At 38.5% G+C, this 24,589-nt stretch carries 15 protein-coding genes; 12 read left to right on the top strand and 3 right to left on the bottom strand.

The annotated features are described in order from the left end of the window. Nucleotides 1-263: 263 nt before the first annotated feature. A complete protein-coding gene (locus L1276_RS12635; protein ID WP_253788297.1) occupies nucleotides 264-512 on the bottom strand; it encodes a helix-turn-helix transcriptional regulator in 249 nt (82 codons plus the stop codon). A gap of 706 nt (nucleotides 513-1,218) precedes the next feature. On the opposite strand from L1276_RS12635, the gene L1276_RS12630 reads away from it, so the two are divergent. The 3 genes from L1276_RS12630 (at nucleotide 1,219) to L1276_RS12620 (ending at nucleotide 8,248) form a co-directional block, all read left to right on the top strand. Then, a complete protein-coding gene (locus L1276_RS12630) occupies nucleotides 1,219-4,254 on the top strand; it encodes a SusC/RagA family TonB-linked outer membrane protein (RefSeq protein ID WP_253788295.1) in 3,036 nt (1,011 codons plus the stop codon). Between the two features lie 15 nt (nucleotides 4,255-4,269). Next, nucleotides 4,270-5,649 carry a RagB/SusD family nutrient uptake outer membrane protein gene (locus tag L1276_RS12625; RefSeq protein ID WP_253788293.1) on the top strand — a complete coding sequence of 460 codons (1,380 nt, stop codon included), beginning with the start codon at nucleotides 4,270-4,272 and terminating at the stop codon, nucleotides 5,647-5,649. A 115-nt stretch (nucleotides 5,650-5,764) separates the two neighbouring features. Then, the gene (locus L1276_RS12620; protein ID WP_253788291.1) at nucleotides 5,765-8,248 is read left to right on the top strand and encodes a prolyl oligopeptidase family serine peptidase; all 2,484 of its coding nucleotides are present in this window, start codon (nucleotides 5,765-5,767) and stop codon (nucleotides 8,246-8,248) included. Nucleotides 8,249-8,303: 55 nt separating this feature from the next. Here the strand turns inward: L1276_RS12620 and L1276_RS12615 are convergent, their stop codons facing one another. Together L1276_RS12615 and L1276_RS12610 are read right to left on the bottom strand one after the other, a co-directional pair. Further along, the gene (locus L1276_RS12615) at nucleotides 8,304-8,573 is read right to left on the bottom strand and encodes a hypothetical protein (RefSeq protein WP_229352855.1); all 270 of its coding nucleotides are present in this window, start codon (nucleotides 8,571-8,573) and stop codon (nucleotides 8,304-8,306) included. 94 nt (nucleotides 8,574-8,667) lie between these two features. Continuing rightward, nucleotides 8,668-10,188: a MauE/DoxX family redox-associated membrane protein gene (locus L1276_RS12610; protein ID WP_253788289.1), complete on the bottom strand. Its 1,521-nt coding sequence runs from the start codon at nucleotides 10,186-10,188 to the stop codon at nucleotides 8,668-8,670. A gap of 1,307 nt (nucleotides 10,189-11,495) precedes the next feature. Here L1276_RS12610 and mobA point away from each other — a divergent pair. The 9 genes from mobA (at nucleotide 11,496) to L1276_RS12565 (ending at nucleotide 24,559) form a co-directional block, all read left to right on the top strand. Further along, the gene (gene mobA, locus L1276_RS12605) at nucleotides 11,496-11,927 is read left to right on the top strand and encodes a conjugal transfer protein MobA (RefSeq protein WP_253788287.1); all 432 of its coding nucleotides are present in this window, start codon (nucleotides 11,496-11,498) and stop codon (nucleotides 11,925-11,927) included. Continuing rightward, nucleotides 11,924-13,207 (top strand): conjugal transfer protein MobB, encoded by a 1,284-nt coding sequence (gene mobB, locus L1276_RS12600; protein ID WP_253788285.1) that lies wholly within the window; start codon nucleotides 11,924-11,926, stop codon nucleotides 13,205-13,207. The genes mobA and mobB overlap by 4 nt, the downstream gene beginning before the upstream one ends. 360 nt (nucleotides 13,208-13,567) lie before the next feature. Further along, entirely contained in the window at nucleotides 13,568-13,993 is a 426-nt protein-coding gene (locus tag L1276_RS12595; protein ID WP_253788283.1) for a hypothetical protein, read from the top strand. Nucleotides 13,994-14,036: 43 nt separating this feature from the next. Then, nucleotides 14,037-14,321 (top strand): helix-turn-helix domain-containing protein, encoded by a 285-nt coding sequence (locus L1276_RS12590; RefSeq protein ID WP_253788281.1) that lies wholly within the window; start codon nucleotides 14,037-14,039, stop codon nucleotides 14,319-14,321. A gap of 480 nt (nucleotides 14,322-14,801) precedes the next feature. Further along, nucleotides 14,802-17,666, top strand: a complete 2,865-nt coding sequence (locus L1276_RS12585; protein ID WP_253788279.1) for a hypothetical protein — start codon at nucleotides 14,802-14,804, stop codon at nucleotides 17,664-17,666. Next, nucleotides 17,667-18,839, top strand: coding sequence for a serine protease (locus L1276_RS12580; RefSeq protein ID WP_253788277.1), 1,173 nt, complete (start codon nucleotides 17,667-17,669; stop codon nucleotides 18,837-18,839). It abuts the gene before it with no gap. Nucleotides 18,840-19,203: 364 nt separating this feature from the next. Beyond that, the gene (locus tag L1276_RS12575; protein ID WP_253788275.1) at nucleotides 19,204-21,327 is read left to right on the top strand and encodes a hypothetical protein; all 2,124 of its coding nucleotides are present in this window, start codon (nucleotides 19,204-19,206) and stop codon (nucleotides 21,325-21,327) included. Then, the gene (locus L1276_RS12570) at nucleotides 21,308-22,516 is read left to right on the top strand and encodes a hypothetical protein (protein ID WP_253788273.1); all 1,209 of its coding nucleotides are present in this window, start codon (nucleotides 21,308-21,310) and stop codon (nucleotides 22,514-22,516) included. Before L1276_RS12575 ends, L1276_RS12570 begins: the two co-directional genes overlap by 20 nt. A 111-nt stretch (nucleotides 22,517-22,627) precedes the next feature. Further along, the gene (locus tag L1276_RS12565; protein WP_253788271.1) at nucleotides 22,628-24,559 is read left to right on the top strand and encodes a hypothetical protein; all 1,932 of its coding nucleotides are present in this window, start codon (nucleotides 22,628-22,630) and stop codon (nucleotides 24,557-24,559) included. Nucleotides 24,560-24,589 lie beyond the last annotated feature (30 nt).

Raw genomic sequence — 24,589 nt, 5'->3', positions numbered from 1 at the left:
GATAATGTTTCTCATGCTGATTCACATTTAGCTTGCAACGTTCCAAAATTCCTTTTGCACTGTACTGCTTTACCAGACTACTCCCGTTAAAAACACATTTGGTTTTATGATCCATAAAAGTAATTCCATAAAGTTTTCCATCATCGGTTTTCTTAGAATAGTATCATTGCCATAGCTTTCAAGAACTCCAACTAATTTCTCAGCGGTGCCCTGTTTTAAATTTATTTGAGCATAAAAAAAGATGCCTAAGCATCTTTTTTTCCTTAATTAAAAGTTTCATCATCAAAAAAATCTTGCAATGTTACATTTATCATTTTACAAAATTTTTGAATAGTATATATAGTCACACCTCTTTTATTCTTTAAACTTTCCCATCTATTTATAAGCTGTCTATCTATATTGTGTTTTTCAGCAAAATCAGTTTGCGAAAGACCCGTTTTTAGCCTTAAAGACTGGATTCTTTCTGCAATTTTTATTTTTAATATAGTATCTTCTTGAGTTAATTCTGCCATACCGCAATTTTGAAAATTTTTCATAATATTCTGTAATCCACTTGGATTACAATTAATATTTTATATCTTTGATTAAGATTTGATATTTATCCAAAAAATTAGATATCATTTATTAAATTTGCGTTTCTTCATATAAAATATTTGAAGCATTCGCTTTGAATCTCGTATCAAAAAACTGGCGTTTTACATACCACGAGACGATAAGTAAGATGCTCACGCTTTATGGCGTGGGCTCACTTATTTGTGGTAGGGTGCCGCCAGTGCCTTTGATACGATAAGCTGAGTTCCGCGCCTCTTTTTTTAGCCTTACCTCAACTTCTCAAAGTAATCTCTTCAAATATTAAGAATCGCGGCTTTTTGTTTAACCTATAAATAGCTTGAGTGTGGTGTAGTTGTTAATTTATTATTTGTAATACCCGGCCCGTTACTTTTATTGCCGTTGAATTAGTCAAATGAAGAGCCGGGTTATTACATTATCGATTCTATGCCTAACAACATTTTACAGGTTGAAAAATCATACCCTTATTATTTTAATCCATTAAAATCATAAAACTGCTTATGCCCATGAAATAATAAACTTCAAAACTAAATTGACAGCTCAATTAGAGCTGCAATAAAATAAAAAATGGCCCTCTATGACAGCGACCAAACTAGTATAGAGGACCATAGTCAATCAAACCAACGTTTAACTAACCAATCCAATATTATGAATAATTTTTCATTTTACAAGGATAGGAAAGCTTTTTATTGCCTAATTTTTATCTGGCTTAATTTATCTTTTTTATCCTCTTTTGCCGCAAATTCAAAACGGCATTTCTATAACATTTTACAACAGCATCAAATAGAGGGGACTGTAACTGACGGAAGTTCTCCGTTGCCGGGTGTTACAATAGTAGTAAAAAACAAATCCAATAATACTGTGATATCGGATTACAGTGGACAGTTTTCTATTTCTGCTTCTCCTTATGATACTTTAGTTGTTTCATTCATAGGATTTAAAACGGCTTTAGTTCCTCTTGCGGGAAGGAAAAAAGTAGACATTTCGCTCCAGTATGATTCTACCACTCTTCAGGAAGTTCGCGTAAATACAGGCTATTATTCCGTTAAAGAAAAAGAACGTACCGGCAGTATTGCGAAAATTAAAGCGGCGGATATTGAAAAACAGCCTGTCAACAATCCATTAGCGGCAATGCAGGGACGTATGGCAGGAGTTAACATCACTCAAAATACGGGAGTGCCGGGCGGTGGCTTTAATATTCAAATCCGCGGTCTTAATAGTATTCGCGGAGACGGCAATGATCCCTTGTATATTGTAAACGGAGTTCCTTATTCTTCGCAGTCATTAGGAGATCCGACTGTTTCGGCAGCCGCTATCTCTGGCGTTACAGATCCACTGAACAATTTAAATGTATCCGACATAGAAAGCATCGAGGTATTGAAAGATGCAGATGCGACAGCAATTTACGGTTCTCGCGGGGCAAATGGTGTGGTACTGATCACGACAAAAAAAGGCAGGTCAGGAGAAACACGTTTTAATTTAAATGCATTTACTACTGTCGGGAAAGTGGCAAGAAAAATGGATTTAATGCAGACCAACCAGTATCTGTCGATGCGTGCAGAAGCTTTTGCTAATGATGGCATCATTGAATATCCTGAAGGCGCTTACGATATTAATGGCACTTGGGATCCAAATCGCAATACAGACTGGCAGAAGGAATTAATCGGAGGCACCTCTTACATTCAAAGTGTTCAGGCATCCATTTCAGGCGGTAATAAAAATACACAATTCCTATTAAGCGGTACTTATCACAAAGAAACAACGGTATTTCCTGGCGATTTTCATTATGGAAAGGGCTCAGTAAACAGCAGCATTTCACACCAATCCGATGATAAACGCTTTAGCCTTAATTTTTCAGCCACTTATTCCGGCGATAAAAATACACTGCCGGGCAGGGATCTAACATCGCGAGCCTATACGCTGGCTCCAAACGCACCGGAGCTCTACAACAGTGATGGCAGTCTCAACTGGGAAAACGGCACATTCATCAATCCATTGTCATTTCTTAACGGTACATATCTTACCACAAGCCAGAACCTTATTGCAAATGCATTATTGTCTTATAAGCTGCTTCCAGATCTTGAGGTTAAAGCCAGCGTAGGATATAACGACACCAGACTGTCCCAAAACGTAACCAGCCCTCTAAGTATCTACAACCCATATGATACAAGCGAACATGAATCAACACTTTTTGTATCTTCCGGTACTGGACGATCCTATATTTTTGAACCACAGATAAGCTATCAAAAAGAGCTGGGCGACATAAACCTCAATTTCTTAGTGGGTACAACATTCCAGAGCCAAAAAACGACAAAACTGGCACAATCTGCATTTGGATTTGCAAGTGATGCGTTGATTAATAGTTTAGCAGCAGCCAATACGGTAACTGTGCTGAATCATGAGGTAACGCAGTACAATTATAGTGCACTATTTGGGAGGATCAACGTTAACTGGCATAAAAAGTACATCGTGAACCTTACGGGTCGCCGTGATGGCTCAAGCCGTTTCGGCCCCGATAATCGTTTCGCTAACTTTGGAGCTGTTGGCGCAGCGTGGCTGTTTTCTAATGAAGATATTTTCAAAGAGCACAATTCTATAATTAGTTTTGGGAAGCTCCGCGGGAGTTATGGAATTACAGGCAATGACCAGATTGGAGATTACCAGTATCTGGATACCTATAAGGTTTCTCCTTATCTGTATGACGGAGTGGTAGGACTTTTACCGTCGCGTCTTTACAATCCTGATTTTGGATGGGAGACGAACAAAAAACTTGAGCTCGCATTGGAACTCGGATTCTTAAAGGATAATATTTTCCTTTCTGCTGCTTGGTTCCGCAACCGCTCCTCCAATCAATTGGTCGGGGTGCCGCTTCCTGGAACGACAGGATTTTCTTCTATCCAGTCAAATTTTGATGCAACTGTGGAAAATACGGGTGTGGAACTGGAACTTCGTACCAACAATTTGAAGGGCAGGAATTTCTCATGGACAACTGCAGTAAATCTTACTGTATCAAAAAATGAACTGGTCTCTTTTCCAGGGCTTGACAGCTCTACTTATGCTAACCAGCTGGTGGTTGGTGAATCACTTTTTATAAAGAAAGTTTTTAATTACACCGGTATAGATCCTCAAACTGGTGCCTATACTTTTCAGGATTTTAATGGCGATGGGCAGATAACCTATCAAGACGATCGCCAGACAATCGTCGATACTTCTCCAAAATACTATGGGGGCCTAAATAATCAGCTGGCATATAAAAATTGGTCTCTAGATTTTTTATTCCAGTTTGTAAAGCAGACCGGGAGGAACTATCTATACACGTCAGCCTTACCCGGTTCATTTGTAAATCAGCCGGCAGCTATGGAAAACCATTTCCCGCAGGATGGCACAAATGCAATTTCGCAGCAGTACACTACTGGTCAGAATGGCACATTGCTAGAAGGCCATTACAATCTGATTGACAGCAATGCCGCATACAGTGATGCATCTTTTGTGAGACTCAAGAGTCTGACTCTTGTTTATGCAATACCATCAGTATGGTCAAAAACCTTTACAGGAAAGGTATACCTTCAGGGGCAAAATTTATTAACCATCACTGATTTTCGTGGAGCTGATCCTGAAAACCAGTCTTCTTCGGCACTTCCACCATTGCGACAGTTTACGATGGGCATTCAGCTTGGCTTTTAATTTAATTACTATCACATGAAAACAAGATTTAATACCATAAGAATAATCATTGGAGCTGTATTTATCAGTTTTACAGCCTGCGAAGGCTTTACCGAAGTAGATACGCCGCAATCACAGCTGACGACCCCTGCTGTATTTGAAAATGTTAAAACCGCTGATGCGGCTATGGCTGACATTTATGCCCGTCTTCGTGAGGAAGGAATGGTTGCGGGCACGCTGAATGGACTGTCGAGTCTTTTGTCAAACTACTCTGATGAAATGCAGTATACAGGCTCAAGTGTCGAAATTATGCAGTTCAACAACCATACAATTACGCCTTCAAACAGTTTAATAACAGGATTATGGAACAGCACTTACAGTGAAATCTATGCTGTGAATCTAATGCTGGAAGGACTGCAGAATTCAAAGTCATTAAAAGAGAATGAGAAGGCGAGATTATCAGGGGAAGCATTGTTTATCCGCGGGTATCTTCATTTTTATCTGGTCAACCTTTTTGGTGATGTTCCCTACATTAAAACTACTGATTACAATGCCAATAAAGCAGTATCAAAAACACCCCAGGAACAAGTGTGGCTCAATATTATAGATGACGTAATTGAAGCTGAAAAATTATTAACTGTTGAATATCCTTCCCAAGAAAGAGTCAGAGTTAACAAAGCAGCTGCCTCCGCTTTTCTAGCAAGAATATACCTTTATCGTGAAGACTGGGTAAATGCAGCGGCCAAGGCGGCAGCTGTAATTAATAATCCAAAGTACATATGGGTTGATGATCTTTCAAAGGAATTTCTTCGCCAGTCCACTGCGACAATCTGGGCACTTCATCCCGGAACAGCCGGGCTTAACACTAAAGATGCACGTACCTTTATCTTTTCAAGCGGTCCGCCTTCCAAACCGTCATTGTCTGCGTCATTTACAGTCGGTTTTGAATCTGGGGATCTGCGCCGCATTCAGTGGGTCCGCACCGTATCAAATGCCAATGGTTCTTGGTATTCATCATATAAATACAAACAGCCTTTAGGCACCGCCTCGTCACAGGAATATACTATTTTGTTCCGATTAGCCGAACAATACCTTATCCGGGCAGAAGCCAATGCTCATCTATCCAATATATCTGAGGCGAAGACAGATCTAAACAAAATTCGACGCCGTGCGGGTCTTAAAGATACTGCTGCAGATACAGAAACAGAATTATTGGAAGCAATCGCAGAGGAACGGCGCTTTGAACTTTTTACAGAACAGGGACACCGCTGGTTCGATCTGAAACGTACTGGAAAAGCAGCCACTGTACTGGGGTCAATAAAAACGGGATGGGAAGATACTCAGATAATGCTGCCTCTTCCGCAGTCAGAACTGCTGTTAAATCAGAATCTTCTCCCGCAAAATCCAGGCTACTAAAATGCGGGCGTTTTTCTTCAAAATCGCATATTGGTTACCGCTGTTATTTATGGCGGTAAAATTGTATGCACAAAAGCGAGTTATAAAGACTGCAGACTATGCAAAGTGGAGCTCATTGCAGTCAGAGACAATATCTCCGGACGGCAGGTGGTTTTCTTATAATCTGCATTATGATTACGGCATGGATACATTGTTTGTACAGAATATAAAATCTGCCAAGCGGCTGTCATTTCCTAAATGTTCTGATGCGTATTTCAGCAGTGACGGGAGGTGGCTCACATTTTCCGATCCGGAAAAAGGATTAGCTTTGAATGACCTTGCAACTGGTAATAAACAGTATTTCAAGGATGCGATTCGTCACGAATTCAATAGTGAAGAAAATTTCCTGGCTGTATTATGTAAAAATGCTTCATCAGATTATTTGATTATAATTGCGCTGTCCAACTGTAAAAAATATATTTTCAATGATGTTGCAGAATTCAATATCAGCAAATCCGGCACTATAGCTGTAAGTACTGGTTATGAGGTGTATCTTTTAAAGCCAAAACAGGGATTTACCCAAAAGATTATTGCACAGAATGAAGATGCAGGATTTAAAAAACTTTTCTGGAGCAAGAGCGGTGAATTTCTTTCCTTTCTTCAAGAAATTAAGGAGCCAGAGGGAACAGCCAAAAATTGCAGGATATTCTATCATGATGCAGCATCAGGTACAAATGCTGTTCTTGACAGCAGGACAACAGAAGTATTGGCTGCGGAAAATATAACTCCATACGGGGGAAGTTCTGCGCTGAGGTTTTCAGAAGACGGGAAAAGTGTATTTTTCAATTATATCAGCCCTGAGCAGGAGCCAAGAGCTGCAGCTTATGAAATTTGGGATTCTGCAACAGTGCTGGAATATAACCAGAATAAAATGTTTGGAGATCCAAATCGACTGCCAAAAACGGCTGTATGGACTCCTGCAAGCGGTAAAATTTTAAAAATCGGAACAATCGAGAATCCGAAAACAATCCTTACTGCTGATCGAAAGAATGCGTTGTGTTACAATTTATTGAAATATGAACCACAGTACGAGTATTACGCTCCGGCTGATATGTATGTGAAAGATATCGAAACAGGTACAGAGCATCTGATTTTAGAGAAACAGTCAACAGCTGTAGGGATGATGGGGGGATCTCCCAAAGGAAATTTTATACATTATTTCCGTGATGGAAACTGGCATGCTTATGATATTGCTAAAATGCAGCATCTTGATTTAACGGAAAATCTCCCAGTTTCTATGATTGACAGTATTCAAAATGATGCGGGCCCGCCTGCGGCATACGGCAGTCCAGGATGGTCATCTGATGAGAAATATTTCATAGTGTATGACCAGTACGACATCTGGATGATTGATATCAGGTCAAGACAAGCCAGAAGGATTACCGATGGAAGAAAGCATAAAATTACCTACAGAATTTGTCTGGATCTATATCCCGTTGTCAAAAAGCCTAGCCAGGATGAATTTCTGATCAGAAAATTTGATCTTTATGCGGGTTTGGTTTTGCAGGCTCGTGGCAGAGATGGATCCAGCGGTTATTATAAATGGAATAACAACGGCAGTTTAGAAAAATTGGTGTTTGGAAGTTCGGGAAACAGCAGGATGCAAAAAGCAAAAAATGCAGAAGAGTACATCTACATCCAGCAGTCAGCTTCCAATGCCCCAAAATTAATGGCTGTTTCAGGAAAACTGAAAAATAAACTGCTCTTCCAATCCAATCCTCATGCTTCTAGATTTAAATGGGGGACAGCTGAGATGATCACTTACGATGATCAAAACGAGAATAAGCTTGATGGAATTCTATACAAACCTGCAGGGTATATAAAGGGAAAGAAATATCCGATGGTTGTTCATGTGTATGAAAGACAGTCACAGGAAATTAATAATTATCATATACCGACAGAATATGGACCGATGGGATTTACACCGTCCAGCTATTTTCTGGATGGCTATCTGGTGCTGTTTCCGGATATACATTATAAATTGGGAGAGCCCGGAAGGTCAGCCCTTAACTGCGTGCTCAGCGCAGTGGACATTGTAAAACAGATGGGAATTGTCGAGGAAAATCATGTCGGAATTATCGGCCATTCCTTTGGAGGTTATGAGACTTCGTTTATCATTACCCAGACCGATGCTTTTGCCGCAGCCGTCTGCGGTTCGGGACTTATGAATACAATAAGCAGTTATTTTGTGCATTCAGCAGGCATACCGCGTTCGAATGCATGGCGGTTTGAATCGCAGCAGGGACGCATGCCGTTTTCACCTTTTGAGAATTGGAAAGCTTACGAACGGGACGCGCCGTTTCCAAATGCGGCAAATTGCAGAACACCGCTTCTGAGCTGGGCCGGAAAAAAAGACCCGACTATTTTTTGGACACAGTCTGCCGAATTTCATATGGCACTTCGAAGACTTGGAAAAAGAAATATTTTTATTCTTTATGAAAATGAGGCGCATACAATTACCACACCTGAACTTCAAAAAGACCTGACTATAAAAACCAAGAACTGGTTTGACTATTATCTGAAAGAACAAAAGAAGGCACTTACAAACGGCATCCCTTAAATCATTAATTAGCAAAGCAGGAGATTAAGAACCTCCTGCTTTTTTTAAAATTAGATTAATTGATTTTTCTGTATAATTCGACGTTACATTCGGTCGGACTGCTCATATTGAACAACTGCTGTCCTCCAGAACTAACTCTACAAACATTAGGATTTTGTATGGTGCTACATTCTACTGTAGTAACATCACAATCCTCTAAAGGGTTATGCCCATAGACATCTATCAGCTTTCCTTCTTCAGGGACAGCTGAAAATGCAAAGGCCGCAAATACAGCAAATGCTATTGCTGATATTGAAAGCGCCGGTCTTAAAACTTTAGTATTCATAATATTAAAATTTAATGTTAACGGTCTACTCTTTTTCAGGTTTTCGACCTTCCCCTGGACTGTACAGTGTATTTTAAAAGCATAAATGCTGATCTTATCTTGATGAGTAAAAAGGCTTGTAATAATTGGTTTTTAATTTTTCAACTGTGAGATGTCTTCCATTGAGTGAAACAATTCTGTCGTTCAAAACCACAAATTCATCCATTGTCCGTCCTTCTATATTGTATACATAAAAACTAAAAGCGTAGGAGTTTTCTTTTAGATTATAAACGTCTATTATCGAAGCCTGTCTCCACATAATTTCAGGTTCGTATTTTCCAATAAGAGCTGCATTGACAAAAAGATAACTGCCGAAAGATGCAGCGAGTTTATTGACAAGTTTAGGCTGTCTGGCCAGAGTCTTAATGTTTTTTGACTTAATACTGGCAACCGAAACCTGTGCTTGGGAGATAGTGTCAATGGTATGTCCGGAAGTATGGCTGCCAAGTTTAGAATCAATTATCAGGAATTCATTTCGATAGGCGTACGTGTAAATTATCTTATCCAGCTGGGAATTGTAAAGCAGTGATCCGTCAGTGTCGAATACGCCGTCAACCTGTTTCTGCAGCAGGCTTCCATTCAGCTTTAATTGTGCATTGCTGTTAAAAGCAAATAGCCCTAGTGTGTTGTTTTTTGTTTTGGAATCTACGGCCCTGATAACTGCTTTGTTATTGTCAATCGGTTTTAGAATAGAAAAATATGCCTTCCCCTTCATTTTAAGTTCTGCTTTCCAAGAGACAGTATCTCCAATAAAAATGCAGGGAACGTTCCCGTCGATAAAATAAAAATAGGGAGGCTTTACAGCAAGACGCGGTACGGTATAAGAAAAATTATACTTTGGCAGATCGATACGAATTTTCTTTTTTTCAACAAGACTCGTATCAAAAATAGTAACGGCCAGAGGTTCAGTCCGATTGCCTAAGTAAATCTGTCCTTTATCATAACCGGCAATATAATATGCTGCATGTGGAAGCAGGATTGTTCTTTTGTCAGCAGTAGGGTGTTTGGGAAATCTGCGTACAAAATTATTGCGGTGGTGGATTATGTCTTCTGAAGCTATAAACAGTAAAGTAACAATGCCGATGCTGAGTAACATCGTCACAGTAAAGGCACTGGCCAGTGCAGCAGGTTTTGAAATAGGATGCACTTTTGGCACCATACCGGCCAGTATCAGAATACCTGCTGCGGCCAGGATCATGAAAAGCAAATTAAAAATGAAATGCTCCTGCCATCCCATTTTTTCTAAAATTCCTCCACAGGAACATGGAACAAATGGACTGTAATTTAAAATAATGAAAATGTATGCCGTAAAAACGGTCATTAAGCTGAATGCAGCCCACAGCGCCAAGAAACGTGTGGAAGAAAACAGCAGTAATCCAGCAATCAGGAGTTCTATAATTGGCACAGCCCATGATACAATTCCTGCAAAGGAACCAACAAGCGGCGACTGTCCTAATTGCACCTGAAAATTTTCAAAGTCGAGCAGTTTACTTATTGCCGCATACACAAATAACAGAACATATAGAAAACAAACTGCTTCTATAAAAATATACTTATGATGCGGGCTAAATTTCATGGCGATGTAATTAAAAATTTACAATGTAAAATTCTGTAAATTAATTGATTAATCTGTTGTCGATTTTGGAATACAACTTGTCAATAATGGAGTAAATTCATATTACAGTCGACAATCTATAAAATCTTCTCTTTAATGATCCTCGTTTTATCAGTTTTAATAGGTCTAGAATGATATGAATTAATTATGAAAAACAATCCAAAAAATTATCAAAAGCGATCAGTTTTACACTTTTCTCAAATCAAAACTTAAATAAAAGGCTGGCAGATTGCTGACTAACTGCCGGAAAAAAAATTGTCTGTTTATATATTAGAAGTCCATAAATTGCTTTATTGAATATCAGATATTGAGAATCTGAAAGTATGTCCAGATTTTATAACTATTTTGAATATTAAACTTATAAAAAAAGAAATCCGGAAGATGAAAACTATGTTGATAACTGATAAACCCCGACTTCGGAGGTGTTTTCCAACCCCGCAGGGCAAGTTGTTTTGAGATGCTGAATTCATTTTAAGCATCTCAAAACACAACTTGCTATTTTCTCTCGAAAATATTGTTGCAATAGTTTTAGTTGAAAGGTCTTCATGCCCTTTTTATTATTATGGCTGTAAGTAATTTATTTAAGTTGTAAAAGCAATACAGATCTGCAATACTTCACCAGTACAAGTAAGATTTTAAATAAAGCCGGCTGAGATATGGCTGTAATTAACTTATATGTGATTATCCGCCTATGAAGGCAGACAAGTCCTCAGGTATTCCTTCATTCAAGTATTCAAGTATTCAAGTGTGCAGGTATCCATGTAATCATGCAATCATGTATTCCAGTGTGCATGTATGCATGTATGCGGGGGTTCATTCCTGCCTGCACGCTGTCATGCAGTCATGCAGTCACGCTTGCAAGCCTGCACACAGGTAAGCAGATGCTCAGGCAGTCCGGCATTACCAATAAGAAAAAAGATATTTTTCCAAAAGAAACAGAAAAGGAAAAAAGAAAAAGAAAGCAATTTAAAAGGACGGGATGCAGACAGACCATAAGGAAACGGAATAAGTCCCGAAGGGTGTTTTGTGAGGAACGAGCAAAACATTATGCCGTAGTCTTTTGGCCGGGCTGATCCAGAACGTCCTACCTTGTTTTTCTTTTTTACCGTTCCTTTGGTTAAAATATAAAGGTACATGTAAAAAAAAACTATCAGTTATTTGTTTTGAGACATTTAAGGCCAAATGCTTCCAGAGATTTCCAAATCTAAGCAGCGCTGCTGATAATAATATATATTGTTTTTTTTAAGTAATTATAAGAGCCAATGCTTATGGAAAACAAAAACACAGACAATCCACGCAAAGGAGGCAGGCATCCTAAAGCAGATCCGGCCGTCCATCGCTATTCGATCAGTCTTACAGCTGAGGAAAATGCAAGGTTTCTGACTCTTTTTGAAACATCAGGCATGAATGTAATGGCGCATTTCATTACAGCGTGTATTTTTCAAAAAGGAATCAAGATAGTTAAGATCGATAAAGCAGCAATGGATTATTACATACTTCTAACTGCCTTATTCGGTCAGTTTCGCTCTATTGGGGTTAATTACAATCAGGTTGTGAAGATTATGCACCGCAATTTTTCCGAAAAGAAAGCTCCGGTATATCTCTACAAATTGGTAAAAGAAACAATAGAATTAGGTGTTTTATGCCAAAAGATGATCCAGCTTACAGCGGAATTTGAAGAAAAATACCTGAAAAAGTGATAGCAAAAATAGGAAGAGGAAGCAATCTGTATGGAGCATTAGCCTATAATTATCAAAAAGTTGAAAAAGAAACTGGACAGGTTTTGTTTACCCAAAATATAATCCAAGCCCCTGACGGGAGTTATAACGTAGAACAGCTCTCCCGTTCTTTTGAATTACACTTACTGGCCAACAGAAAAACAGAAAAGCCGATACTTCATATCTCTTTAAATCCTGATCCGAAAGATAATGTAAGTGATACTAATTTTGAGAATATGGCACAGGACTATATGAGGCAGATGGGCTACGGAAATCAGCCTTTTGTGGTATTTAAACATACCGATATAGACCGTACTCATATCCATATCGTATCGGTGTGCGTGGATGCAGACGGCAGGAAAATATCCGATAAATTTGAAAAAAGGCATTCCATGGAAGTCTGCAGGATGTTGGAAAAAGAATACGGTCTTATATCAGCTTTAGATAAAAAGCAAGAGGCACACAACCAAACATTCAAACCAGTTGACTATAAGGCTGGCGATATAAAAAGCCAGATGGCTTCGATACTGCGTCATCTGCCTAAATATTACCAGTTCCAAACTTTTGGGGCATACAATGCCGTGCTTTCACTTTTTAATATTACTGCCCAGGAAGTCAAAGGCGAATATAATGGAATTCCAAAACTAGGACTGGTATATTTTGCATTAAATGAAAAGGGAGAAAAAGGAAGCAGTCCCTTTAAGGCTTCCCTATTTGGCAAAAGTGCAGGTTATCTGCAACTACAATCCCAATGCGGCCAGAACAGGATAAAACTAAAAGATAGTCCTACTAAGGGATCAGTCAAGGAAAGGATCGAATCAGTAATGCGGAATACATCAAACGAATCCGAATTTAGGAAAAAGCTGATGCAGGAAGGGATCAGTATTGTTGTACGACGAAATGCTGCAGGACGAATTTACGGCATCACTTTTATCGACCACAAATCCCGCAGTGTATGGAACGGATCAGAGCTGGCTAAAAACCTCTCGGCCAATACATTTAACGACTGGTGGAATAATAAGAAAACAGAAAATTCGGCACATAAAAGCAGTGTTTCCAAAAAAGATGTTATTATAAAACCAGAGACAGGCCAATCGCCTGACACAGCTGACTTTTTAATAAATGAAAAGATGCCTCATGCTTATGAACAAAACAGTTTTAACGTATTGGGCGGTTTATTGCCGCAGTCGCACACAGAGGATTACGAAGAACATGTATTTGACAATAGGATGAAACGAAAGGTTAAACGCAGAAGATTGTAGGTGTAAATTTGAGTTTTCTGTCATCAAAGAACAATCTGTACTCAAAAATAGGTTGCTAAATTTCCTATGATTCAGTAATTGATTAATCTATGATCTCTCTTCTCTGTTCATTTTTTATTTCAATAGATAATCTGTCTTCAGGTATAAGCTGAGAACAAATTTGTATAAACGTTATGCCATTGAAAGACGAAGAAAGCAAACAATGACTATAGTCAGAATGACTTCAAAAAGCATTTTTATATTTGTCTTATAAATGTATACGCAAGCTGTATAGGTGAATATTTTATATATAACAAGGAGTAAAATAAACGCAGCAGTGTATATTTTCATTTACAGGATGGTGACTAAATTTTAGAGACAATGAAAAGTGGTAAGCTAATAAAGTACTTAAATGTTATAGTAAAATTTGATGAAAGGCTTCGATTAGTAGAAAATCTAATTAGTGTAAGTGACCGGGAAAACAAAATGCAATCCATTTCTTCAAATGAAAAATGTAAATCCTGTTATAACAAAATTGACTTTGCCCAGCTGTTTTATGTTTTGATGGATGAAGGTTTGTTGTTTTTTGATGCTACAGACAAAAAAAGTAATAGAAGCAAGTTCCAGTTTTTTCTCGAAAATAATTTTACATATTCTGGCGATGCTGGCATCCAGTCGAAAATTAAGTCGATTAGCAGACAGTTTTCAGAATGTAAGGGCTACATCTATAAAGAGAAGCAGATTACATTTTTAGACGAGCTGATTACAAGAATTCAGGAGAGAAAAAAAAGGCTTGAGAGCTGGTAAAACCGGTTAAAAATAGTTTAGTGTCAAATTTAAATTTTTAGTGATGACAAATAAAGAAAGAAAGCTCTCTTTTGTTATGAGAGTAAAACAGTTAATAGAGCCTGTACTTGAAAGGCTGGAAACAATTGATTCAAAAATCAGCGGGCAGGGCAAAGGTGTGCGACCAGTGTATTACAGAAATGAAGATTTAAAAAAAATATTTGGATTGTCTAACAATACTATCATAAAATACAGACAGACCGGAATACTTCCATTTACTAAATTAGGAGATATATTTTTGTACGATGCAGCTCAAATAGAAAAAATTCTTCACGAAAATGGAAGGTAAAATAAGTTTTTTATGATTTATTTGCTTGAAATTATTCAATTTCAAAACTAGATTCAACTTGAATAGCTTCAGTTTTGCCTCCAGTTTTTCTAACTAAGAAAACTATTTACTTATTAAATAGATGAGAAATTTCGTAATCATGCAATTTCTTTTGCTGTCATAAAATTCTGAAGAACATACAAATTTCTTTAAATACAAAGTTTTTTGATATTAGGCATCTATAGCTCTTAGCCGTTAAATTCGGTTTTATAGCTGAGCCTGGCCTGAAGGACTGTAGGGAATTGCTTGTGGAACTTGTATTTATGCTTGTTTACGTCCGGCGGCAGATTTTGTGTGAACGGAAAAGGAAAATAAAGTTTGTAACTGGCTAAAAATGAGTATTTCTACGTGGATAGGATTGGTGCTATAAGTGTAAATTTGACGTAAGATTCCGCTTGTTATTTTGTCATGTAATTATTTCCAATTCTAAAAAAATGCAAAATGAGAAAAACAGTAATTGCTTTTACTTTTTTATTTATTTTTTTCAGCGGGCTTGCGCAGAAATCGTCGCCAGTTGCCGGTGACGCTGCCGCTTTGATTGATCTGCTGAAAAAAGATTACAATACAGTTAATCCTGACACCCGCAATGATGAGCTGAATACAGATAGGGGAAAGGCAATTGCTATTTTTAAATCCTACTTGAAGGATTCTGATAAACCTGGTTTGTCGCAGAATCTGGATAAGCCGGAAATAAAAAAAATTACTGACACTTTTGTATCGATCCAGAATTATAAAGATGCAATTGCCATGCTGTCAAAAGGAAATTTAAGCATTACAGAAAAAACACTGGATGCTAGCTCATCGACTTTTGTGAATTTGAAAGCTGCAGAAGCAGAATTAAAAGCAAGCTATTACGAAAATAAAAGCAAGTATGACATTAATGAACTGGATAATCTGGCCCAGCTATACTTTTCAGACAATCCATACCTTTGCCATGTCGCGTATTTGTTTATTGCTAAATATGAGTTGAATCAAGATAAACAAATTGACTATTTCGCTGAAAAGAACAGTTTTTCCTCAGTACAGAAATCCCTGCCCTTTTTAGGAGGGGACATGGCCTTTGAAACTGTCATAGATGGGCTTAGCAGATTTCTGGCTAAAAGGATCAAAGAGGAACTGACGGTTTATGCAATTGATAAAATCAGGACTTATCTTGAAAATCCGACACCTAAGAATTATTGTTATGAGCTTCTAGTAATTCTTCCAGAAACTACAAATTACCTTAAAAAATTTGAAGCTTCACAGCTTTTGAATTTCACAGATCAGCTTAAACAGCACATTGAAGAAGATCTTAACAATCTTTTGAAGAATGCTGCAAACTTAAAATCGACGCCCAGCCTGAAAAATATGATTGCAAAAAATCCTGATCTGGAATTTGCTTTTGAGGGGCTGGAGCTAATTCCTCAACTCTCTAAAATAAAATCCCCAGTTGACTATTTTGAAATTCTAGAAAACAGCAGGACACTTGCACGCTGGAGAACAGTGCCTGCGGATGCAAGTGTGCCTAATCTCATTGTCAAATATAATATTGCCCAGAGTCTGCGTCTGGCCTCGATGCTGGCCTACAGCTTTACTATAGTGGAAAATGCGGAAGTTAAATTTGCAACAGTTGATTTTGCCGCAAACTATGGAAATGAGGTCAACTTCTATTTTTTATACTTCGGCATGCTCCATCAGCAGAATGTAAAATATTTTGATATAAATTTTTTAAAAAAAGACGGTACCATCACTCCTTTTAAAATTAGTGAAATGATGGAGAAGTTTCCCGTTTCAGAAGTAAACAACACTTTAGAAAGTTTCATTTTCCTGAAAAGCAATATGGTTTCCATAGCTGAAAATGCTGAAAAAATCTATGCTCAAAGCCTCGCTATAAAAAAGAAAAAGAAAAATAATGAAGAATTAAAGTATGAGGAAATATATGGCTTTGTAGATGATATTATTTCATTTTCTGAGGAAGTTGTCAAAACGGCTGATTTAATGATGAATGAAAAATACCATATTACTGATGGGACTGCTAATGCTGAAATCAGTTTTGAAGATAAAACTGCACCTTATTTTAATGTGGCAAAAATAGCAAATACAATTGTTTTGGATTTAAGCCAGAAAAAGTATTCCAATGCCGTTATCAAGGCAGTAGAGATTCCATTGAACTTCAGAAAGGCAGATATTCAAGCTCATAACTTATTGAACATGGAGGATCAGATTGTCCTTGAAGAAGATCTGAATTTTTTAAGCAGCATTTTTAAGCCGGATGCTTTTTCCAATCCAAGCATCTTAAAAAACGTTGAAAAGTTAAAAGGAATGGAGTCGCGGCTGAAGGTTATAGCAATAAAAATGGGAAGCGATGATAACCTCAAAGCCCTAAAGAAAGATATTCTAGCATTTAGCGATTATGCAAGCACTGTCGACACTGTGAAAATTAGCGAATTAGATGATAAGATCAAATTGCTTAAAGAAAGTATTAAAAACGGGATCAATAGTCAGAAACTAATGGAGTTCTATGGCATATCAAACTCTGAAATTGAAAAAAAGGTTTTACAGCAGCTTGCGAAAAATGGATATAATGAGGATATTCAAAAGGAAATTTGGAAGCTTATCGAGAAGTACCTTAAAGACAAATATTTAAGTTTAATCCTGCATGATGAATTGACAGGGGAGCAGATCATAGAAACTGTTATCTCTGAGTTTATCCCACAGCTTGTTGAATCTTATACTAAGATAAATGATATTAAAGCTATCCGTCTGATTTATTTTATAAATGATATTGCTGCATCAAAAGATTCCAAAGATGTTGAAAAGGCAATCGAAGCATTTGCTCTGCCAGTCGGAAGCTCTTCACTGAAAGAAAAGTCGGAATTGTATTTTTCCATAAATGCATTTCCCGGTGTTATTGCCGGCGCCGCTTTTGCTAAAGATCTGGATGCGGCATTCACTTTTGGCTTTACTGCTCCGGTAGGATTTTATCTTCAGCCATGGAGTTCAGGTAAAAAGGGAGGCAGCCTGGGATTTTTTATTCCAATAATCGATATCGCCGCACCTGTAAAATTTCGAATTGATGGAAATAATGACACTAAGACACTGCCTGATTTTAATTTCGATGATATTTTTTCACCAGGTTTGTATCTGACTTACGGCTTTAGAAAGTCGCCTTTCGCTTTGAGTCTTGGCGGGCAGTACGGCCCTAAACTCAGAGATATTCCAAATGATGCTGATACAGATCTGACTTCGGTGGATTCATGGAGCTTAAATCTAAGCCTAACCATAGATATACCTCTTCTGACGCTATCAAGCAAATACAAAGACTAAATGAAATTTATTTTCGGCATTTTATTTTTTTTTATCTGCGTGGCATTTTACGCCCAGACTGACACGACCAGTTCCAGACTGATGCAAAAGCATGAAGAACTGACTAAGGAAAAAATCAGATTTGATAGATCATTGATGAAAGTCAATCCTACTCTTGAGAATTTACGTGATTTTAACCAAAAAATCCCATACAAAGAGGGTGCAGGAGAGTTAAAACTGGATGAAATAAATAGGAGCTGGTATCAGGAATCAGTACAGAGCATGAAAAAAATTGAGAGTAGAGAGGGGCTCGTAGAGTCTGATTTAGAGGGTTTCAATTTAGTTCCTTTTAGGGAAATACAGGATCCTAGTGAAGATTTGTTCAGTAGAAAAAGATTAAGCGGACCGTCGCAGTACGACAGCAGAATTGAGCTTTTTCAGATGAGACCTGATATTGACTGGCAGTTTTCGATTTTTCAGAAAAGCGAATCTGTAGCTATGATCATAGAAAAGGAAAAACTGCAAGAAGTTTCCAAAGGTATTTTTGCCCTAGATGTTTCGCAGACTCTTGGTGGTGTATATAATTTATGCCCATCAGAGTCTTTTTGCAGCCAGTCCGTTGCTGGTGTTGGAACTGCTTTTATTTATTCGAATAATACAATGATTACTGCCCTTCACGTATTGGAGAGGCCGATTTCAGACTATATTATAATTTTTGGATATAGGACAGTTCAGGCAGACGGAATGGTGGAAAGCTTTTTTGAATCGAGGAATATATTTTATCCAAAAAAAATTATCCATAAATCAGATGAGCTTGATGTGGCTGAATTTTCAGTTGATAGAAATTTTGACAGGCCTGCTCTGGAATGGGAAGATTCCGTAAAAGCAGCAGCAAAAGATACAGAAATCTACATGATTGGCCATCCCTCGGGACTGCCTCTCAAGGTGGCGGTTAATGCAAGGGTAGAAGACAGCTCTAACTGGCTGTATTATTACACTTCTCTGGACAGTTTTCAAGGGAATTCAGGCTCTCCGGTATTTAATTTTCTAACCAATAAAGTAATAGGTATTTTAGTCTCTGGAGAAGTTGATTACAAATTTAATGGGAACTGCTATTACAGTCCCATTTGTAAAATACCATATTGTAAAGGGGAGAAAGCTGTTAGAATAGAGCAGGCTCTTAATCGGTTTTAGGGTTGTATCTGCTCGTGAATTATATAATGAATCGTCTTTGATTATCATGAATTCTTAATTTACCATTTGTCGCTCCAAAATGTTTTTTAAAGACAGCCGTAAAATTTGTATGCTTGTATCCGATCAGATAAGCAACTTCATTTACATCCATATTATTCTGGATCAGTAGTATAATCTGGGATCGGGATCTATTTATGGTTGTCAAAAAACAAAGCTGCTCGAAAAGTATGCTTATAATAAAAAACTGTCTTTCAATGCTTTTTCTACTCAGATTTATCGGGCAGTTTTTGCCTAATTATTTTTCTTCGAAAAAAGCATTGTAAAAATTTAGCTATATATTTACAAACAGCATCAATACTGAATTATGAATGATTTCAAATTAATCGCCATCACACCGCTTAAGGGCTGCAGTGGCACTTTTTCAAAAAGCCTTACTTTGGGAAAGCCTTTTCAATTCTATCACCAGTACGATATTAAAACAGTAGGAAAAGAAAAAATCACACAAGTAACTAAAAATGACAGGCATCAGGGAATAAATGATTTATATAAATTGAGCAATGGCATCAAGCTTAATATTTCAGCTGTAGCGGGAAAGAACGGATCTGGAAAGAGCACAATTTTTGAACTTTTTTATTATGTTGTCTATTTAACTGCTACACGTCCATCAGCTGGAGAAAATGCCCTTCTTAATAAGGCATGGGGCTACCTTCAACATCAAAGAGACAAAGCTGAACAACACCGCTTGTCCCTGATTCTTACGGCAAAGCTTCATGGATTTGAGAAAATAGACAAAGAAAAAGTAAAAGAGATAGAAAATCTTGAAGCCTACATCTTCGAGATTATTCGTGAAAATGAGCTGAAAATCAATTCGAGGCGTTATTCTTCTCTCTCTCAAGTATACAGACATACAGCTTCGCAGCTGCTTAACAGAATTTCTGATCTTAACAATGAGATTCAAAAGGAAAAAGCAAAAGAAGCGCTCCTTGACAAATCATTTAAGGTTTCAGTGCTTTATGAGACAGAGGGAGAAGTCAGGGAACTGCTCTGCAGAGGCGGAGTGGTGGAACATTTCAGGTTTGACCAGCAATCAGATGTTGGGAAATTTCCGCTGGAAGAGTTCAGTCTGAATGACTTTTTTTACACCATAAGCCTTAATTACTCACATCACAGCCTGAATTCAAAAAACCTTGGACACTGGATCAACAAGCTCTTTCATAAAAACGACGGGTACAGGACCCCTGTGGTTATCAATCCGATGCGTCATGATGGGAATTTCAATATCAACGATGAGCTAAAGCTCTCCCGCGAGCGCCTTCTTTCAACCTTGGCTTATGACCTGATGCATGGAGATGATAATCTGCTGCTTGAAAGATACAGGGTTACCAAGTATATTTTTACGCCCAAGAATGGTCCGGCATTGGGACATATCGATCCGCTTACTTTGGAGGTTGCGCAAAAAAGGGCGGCAATAGATCTTCATTCCCGAAAAGGCAGTTATGGTGCTGTAGCCTTTGGGTATCTCAAGAAGAAAATTTCAAAAATTTATGAAAATTATGATTTTTTAAAAGACAAGGAGTACAGAGATGAGCTGAACTCGGAAAGCAACATCTTTACCGATAATAGCCATGTAATGCGAAAGATTGACGGGACGCTTAACTTTTTGAAATTCGCCAATACAGATTCACACGATAAAATCTGGAACAAATCCAAAGGATATGGACCAATTTCACTCATGCCGGAGGAATTCAAGGACTATCTGAAACTTTTTGGAGAGGAGGCTGATCATGCAAAACCTGAGGATATTATCAAGTTTGCACTTCCTGGTTTTTTCAATATTGACTTTGAATTTATGGACACCAAAACAAAAAGCCCTAATATCAAACTTAGTGATATGAGTTCAGGAGAGCAGCAGTCGATTTTTAATTTAAACACCATACTTTATCATCTATACAATATCGAGTCGATACATCCTAAGGGACAAGAGGCAAAAAAAGCAACGACGTTCTCTGCAAGGGCTGTATATTCCAATGTGAATATCGTGCTGGACGAAGTAGAGCTGTACTATCATCCACAGATGCAGAGGGCTCTGGTCAAAAATCTTATCAGTTCACTTGAAAATCTAAAGGAGTCCAGTGGGATAAGAGCTGTCAATATCTGTATCCTGACGCATTCCCCTTTTATTCTCTCGGATATACCAGCCAGCAATGTGCTTCTTTTGGAGCGCAACAGCCAAGGAAGATCAGTGGTTAAGGCCAATAAGGGAGAGACATTTGCTGCCAATATAAATGATCTGCTTGCAGATAATTTTTTTCTAGAGGATACTCTGATAGGTGATTTTGCCTCTGATCAGATCATCTCGCTCATCAAAAGAATAAACCAATCTAATCCTTTAGACCGGGATGATCAATTTATCGAGCTTATTGGCGACCCCTATTTGAGAACCAGTCTTAGAACCTTCAAAAAATCCCATGATAAAGATAACAATTAAAGACCCTTCTGACAGGGAGGATGATTATATTAAAGCAATGTTGGCACCTTTTCTCAAAAGGATAGGTCATCTTAAACTGTCTCTTGAGCACATCCTGGGAAGCTCAAGGATTACCAAAAATAATGGAATAAGGAGCTACCAGATCATTACAAAAAAGATAATACTGCTGATCGAGGCAAAAAAGAGACATGGCAAGAAAGACTCTTTCCATGAAGCAAATTATCTGGATACTATAGACAAGTATCGTGGCAGCCGAAATAAATTAAAACAATATAAAATCCAGGGGTTGCTGGACTATCTGGTCGAGCTGGAAAAAAATAATGCAGAAAAGCTCAAAGAGATGCTTTTGTGTCCTGCTGCTGACCTTTACGATCTCAATGAATCGCTGAAAAGCAGATTTGATGAAATGGAGATCAAAATACTCTCTTATGCTATTTCTTATGATTATGGTGAGCTTTCAGGTGCTGCAAAAACCTTTTTCAGGACCCATAATTTTGTCCATTCCTGCCCCTACTGCAACAAGGAGAATGCAAAGTATACGAAAGGAAAAAATGGGACAGCTGAAGGGCATGTGCTGGACCACTATTTCTGCCAGGCAAAATTTCCCATGCTGGCTTTGTGCATGTACAACCTTGTGCCCTGCGGCAAAGAATGCAATGGAGCTGATAATAAGGGAGAGATTGAATTTACCAAGGAATTTCATTTGAATCCTTATGTGGACGGCTTTGGCGAGAGGATGTTTTTCAGTCCTGTAAAGAATGGGATAAAAGTGACGGGGATTGAAGTAAAATATAATGCTAACTGTGGACCAGGATCTGACCACTATAAGCAGATTTTTGGAGACTGCACCGATACAAGCAGTAAAAGATTTGAAAAGGGAAATATCAATGTATTTAAATTAGAAGAAAAATACTCAGATCAAATAGCCAAGGCACAAAAAGTGCTCAATATCGTAGATAAACGTGTAAATGGACTTAAGTCGCTTCATATTTATTACAATGAAATGCAAGACAGCTATGACGAACAGATGTATAAAGACTGGTATTATGAGGAACTGGAGACACGCTTTGATCCCGAGGACTTTCCATTAGAAGATAAATCGAAATTTATCAGGGATATTCATGACTCTTATATTCGGGAGTGCAGTGAGAAGGAAGCTGATTTTATAAAGAAAATGATAGTATATTGATTTTAGGGATTTTTAACCACCATCTACAATATCACTGTATAACCAATTAAACATTTGGTTTGGGGCGCCTGAGTGAGAAAAAAATACAAGCAATTAAATTCGATTTGGTAAATGAGTAAGAAAAATATTGATCCGAAAACAGAACAGACCATAATTAAAGATGCAGCCCAGCTTTGGCGTTTTCTTGAGCAGGGCGCAGGTGTTGATACCAAATATTACGACAAGGAGATCTTCAATTCCAAGGATCCAGATCTAAACCTTTATTCGTTGCTGGGCATAAAGAGCACTTATGGCAGTGTGGAAGAAAACCTTGTGGCTGGCGGGGTCAGTACAGAAGCATTTCTTCAGGTCCTGCTTAAGGCCTTTCAACCCTACAGCCTGATGATGGTTGAGGTCTGCGCTTTTTTTGAGAAATATCAGGCAAAGTACTCCGCAGAGAATATTAAAATCCAGTTTAATTTTGATAAGGAGCTCAGCGATGTTGGGTTTAATTTGGAGCATTTCCGCCAGACGCTGCATCACTTTCAGGTTTTAGAGCGGGAGCTGACGGTTTATGAAATTACCGCCAACCAGATAAGCAAACTGAACCGGATACTAACGTATGATAGTGGAATAACTATTGAAAATGCTTTAGCCAGAGACTGGATGAGGGCACACCGGCCGAATGGAAGGACAGCGGTTTTCAATAAACCCGATGTTGGAGCGCCTGTTACGGGGCATGATGAACTAGACCATTATCTGGCAGTTCTGATGGATATCTGGCATTCTTTTGTCAATTCCTGCCGCCAGTATGGACATACGCTTGATGACCTTGAAAATGCTGCCGGTGGGAGGGGAGAAACTGACCGGGACAAAAATGTGCTGAATGATGTAAAACTGCTTCGCCAGCAGGCCCAGGACTATTGGCCTGAGTTTTTTTTAGGAAGACTATTCGGCAGGGTACAGGAAATTAAAAAGATGCACGATGGGAACCGCAAAATGCAGTTGAACCTTCTTTGCAATGATTTGAAAAAAATTGTTTCATCTCTTGGCAAAAATACCGTCACTATAAAAGAGAAAAAATCGGTGAAGGAACTCCTCAACCTGTTGAGCCTTCCAGTATGGCGCAAACGCCATGAATTGTATTCAACATGGATACTCACAAGAATAGATAAGGCTTTTGAGGGCTGCCAGGTCGAGCTTCATCATCAAGAAGGAAGGCTTGCCCTTGGTTTCAAGCAGGCCCACATTTTATCCATTGAAACTAGGGACGAAATTCTGGAATTGTGGTGCGAGGTGAGAAGTCCGCTGGAGAATCCAAGCAGCGAGAAGAGAAAAGAGGCTGTCCAGCCTGATTATAGAATTCTGCCCGCAGGAAGTGTGGCTTCACCTGAAAAGCATATTGCGGCTGTGGAGGTCAAACAGCATAAGTCAACCAGCAGAAAAAATTTTCTTGAGGCTTTGAATGACTACGCAGTGGCACTGCCAAATGCCCTTATAGTTTTGGCAAACTATGGCCCTGTGAGCAAACATCTGCCGCTTGTATTTCCCCAGAGGAGTATCTACATGGGAAAGATCAGACCGGACGGCGATAATGCCTACAAGCTTACAGAAAGGCTTTCAGCATTAATTTCAAAACCGGAACAGGAAAATGCCGATGTGAGAGATTATCTTGATGCGCAACAGCAGGCCTTATTTTTGAGTTCTGAGATTGATGAGATATTTGTTGACATCTCGGGCTCTCTCAATAACCAAGCCTACAGAGCCTTTTTGGTGGCAATGCTCTGCGGGCGGGCCATTAAAGGCGGGCTAAAAAAAATAGCGGCTGTCAACACAGAACTTCGCAAAGAATGGAATAGCCCGGATCCAAGCGCTTTAAAGGAACTGACGGCAATGGAATTCAGTGGCGATACCCGTTTTGATAAGCTTGTTCCCAAAAACAGCCCCAAGAGCATGATTATAACAGACAAGCAGGGCTATATAGAGTGCGTACAAAAGAGAGTAACAGCCGGATGCTGCCTGATTTACAGTAACGGCAAAGCTGAGTTCAAAAAAATAGGATAGTGCAGACAGGCCAAGGCATCTTTTTATGCA

This window comes from Flavobacterium sp. HSC-32F16 (genome assembly GCF_024171645.1).
Lineage (GTDB): Bacteria > Bacteroidota > Bacteroidia > Flavobacteriales > Flavobacteriaceae > Flavobacterium.
This window is presented reverse-complemented; position numbering and strand designations above follow the sequence as displayed.

What these genes read in the sequence shown, in the direction of transcription:
- L1276_RS12635 (WP_253788297.1), bottom strand. Translation starts at nt 512, where the DNA reads ATGGCAGAATTAACTCAAGAAGATACTATATTAAAAATAAAAATTGCA.
- L1276_RS12630 (WP_253788295.1), top strand. Translation starts at nt 1,219, where the DNA reads ATGAATAATTTTTCATTTTACAAGGATAGGAAAGCTTTTTATTGCCTA.
- L1276_RS12625 (WP_253788293.1), top strand. Translation starts at nt 4,270, where the DNA reads ATGAAAACAAGATTTAATACCATAAGAATAATCATTGGAGCTGTATTT.
- L1276_RS12615 (WP_229352855.1), bottom strand. Translation starts at nt 8,573, where the DNA reads ATGAATACTAAAGTTTTAAGACCGGCGCTTTCAATATCAGCAATAGCA.
- L1276_RS12610 (WP_253788289.1), bottom strand. Translation starts at nt 10,188, where the DNA reads ATGAAATTTAGCCCGCATCATAAGTATATTTTTATAGAAGCAGTTTGT.
- mobA (WP_253788287.1), top strand. Translation starts at nt 11,496, where the DNA reads ATGGAAAACAAAAACACAGACAATCCACGCAAAGGAGGCAGGCATCCT.
- L1276_RS12595 (WP_253788283.1), top strand. Translation starts at nt 13,568, where the DNA reads ATGAAAAGTGGTAAGCTAATAAAGTACTTAAATGTTATAGTAAAATTT.
- L1276_RS12590 (WP_253788281.1), top strand. Translation starts at nt 14,037, where the DNA reads ATGACAAATAAAGAAAGAAAGCTCTCTTTTGTTATGAGAGTAAAACAG.
- L1276_RS12585 (WP_253788279.1), top strand. Translation starts at nt 14,802, where the DNA reads ATGAGAAAAACAGTAATTGCTTTTACTTTTTTATTTATTTTTTTCAGC.
- L1276_RS12580 (WP_253788277.1), top strand. Translation starts at nt 17,667, where the DNA reads ATGAAATTTATTTTCGGCATTTTATTTTTTTTTATCTGCGTGGCATTT.
- L1276_RS12575 (WP_253788275.1), top strand. Translation starts at nt 19,204, where the DNA reads ATGAATGATTTCAAATTAATCGCCATCACACCGCTTAAGGGCTGCAGT.
- L1276_RS12570 (WP_253788273.1), top strand. Translation starts at nt 21,308, where the DNA reads ATGATAAAGATAACAATTAAAGACCCTTCTGACAGGGAGGATGATTAT.
- L1276_RS12565 (WP_253788271.1), top strand. Translation starts at nt 22,628, where the DNA reads ATGAGTAAGAAAAATATTGATCCGAAAACAGAACAGACCATAATTAAA.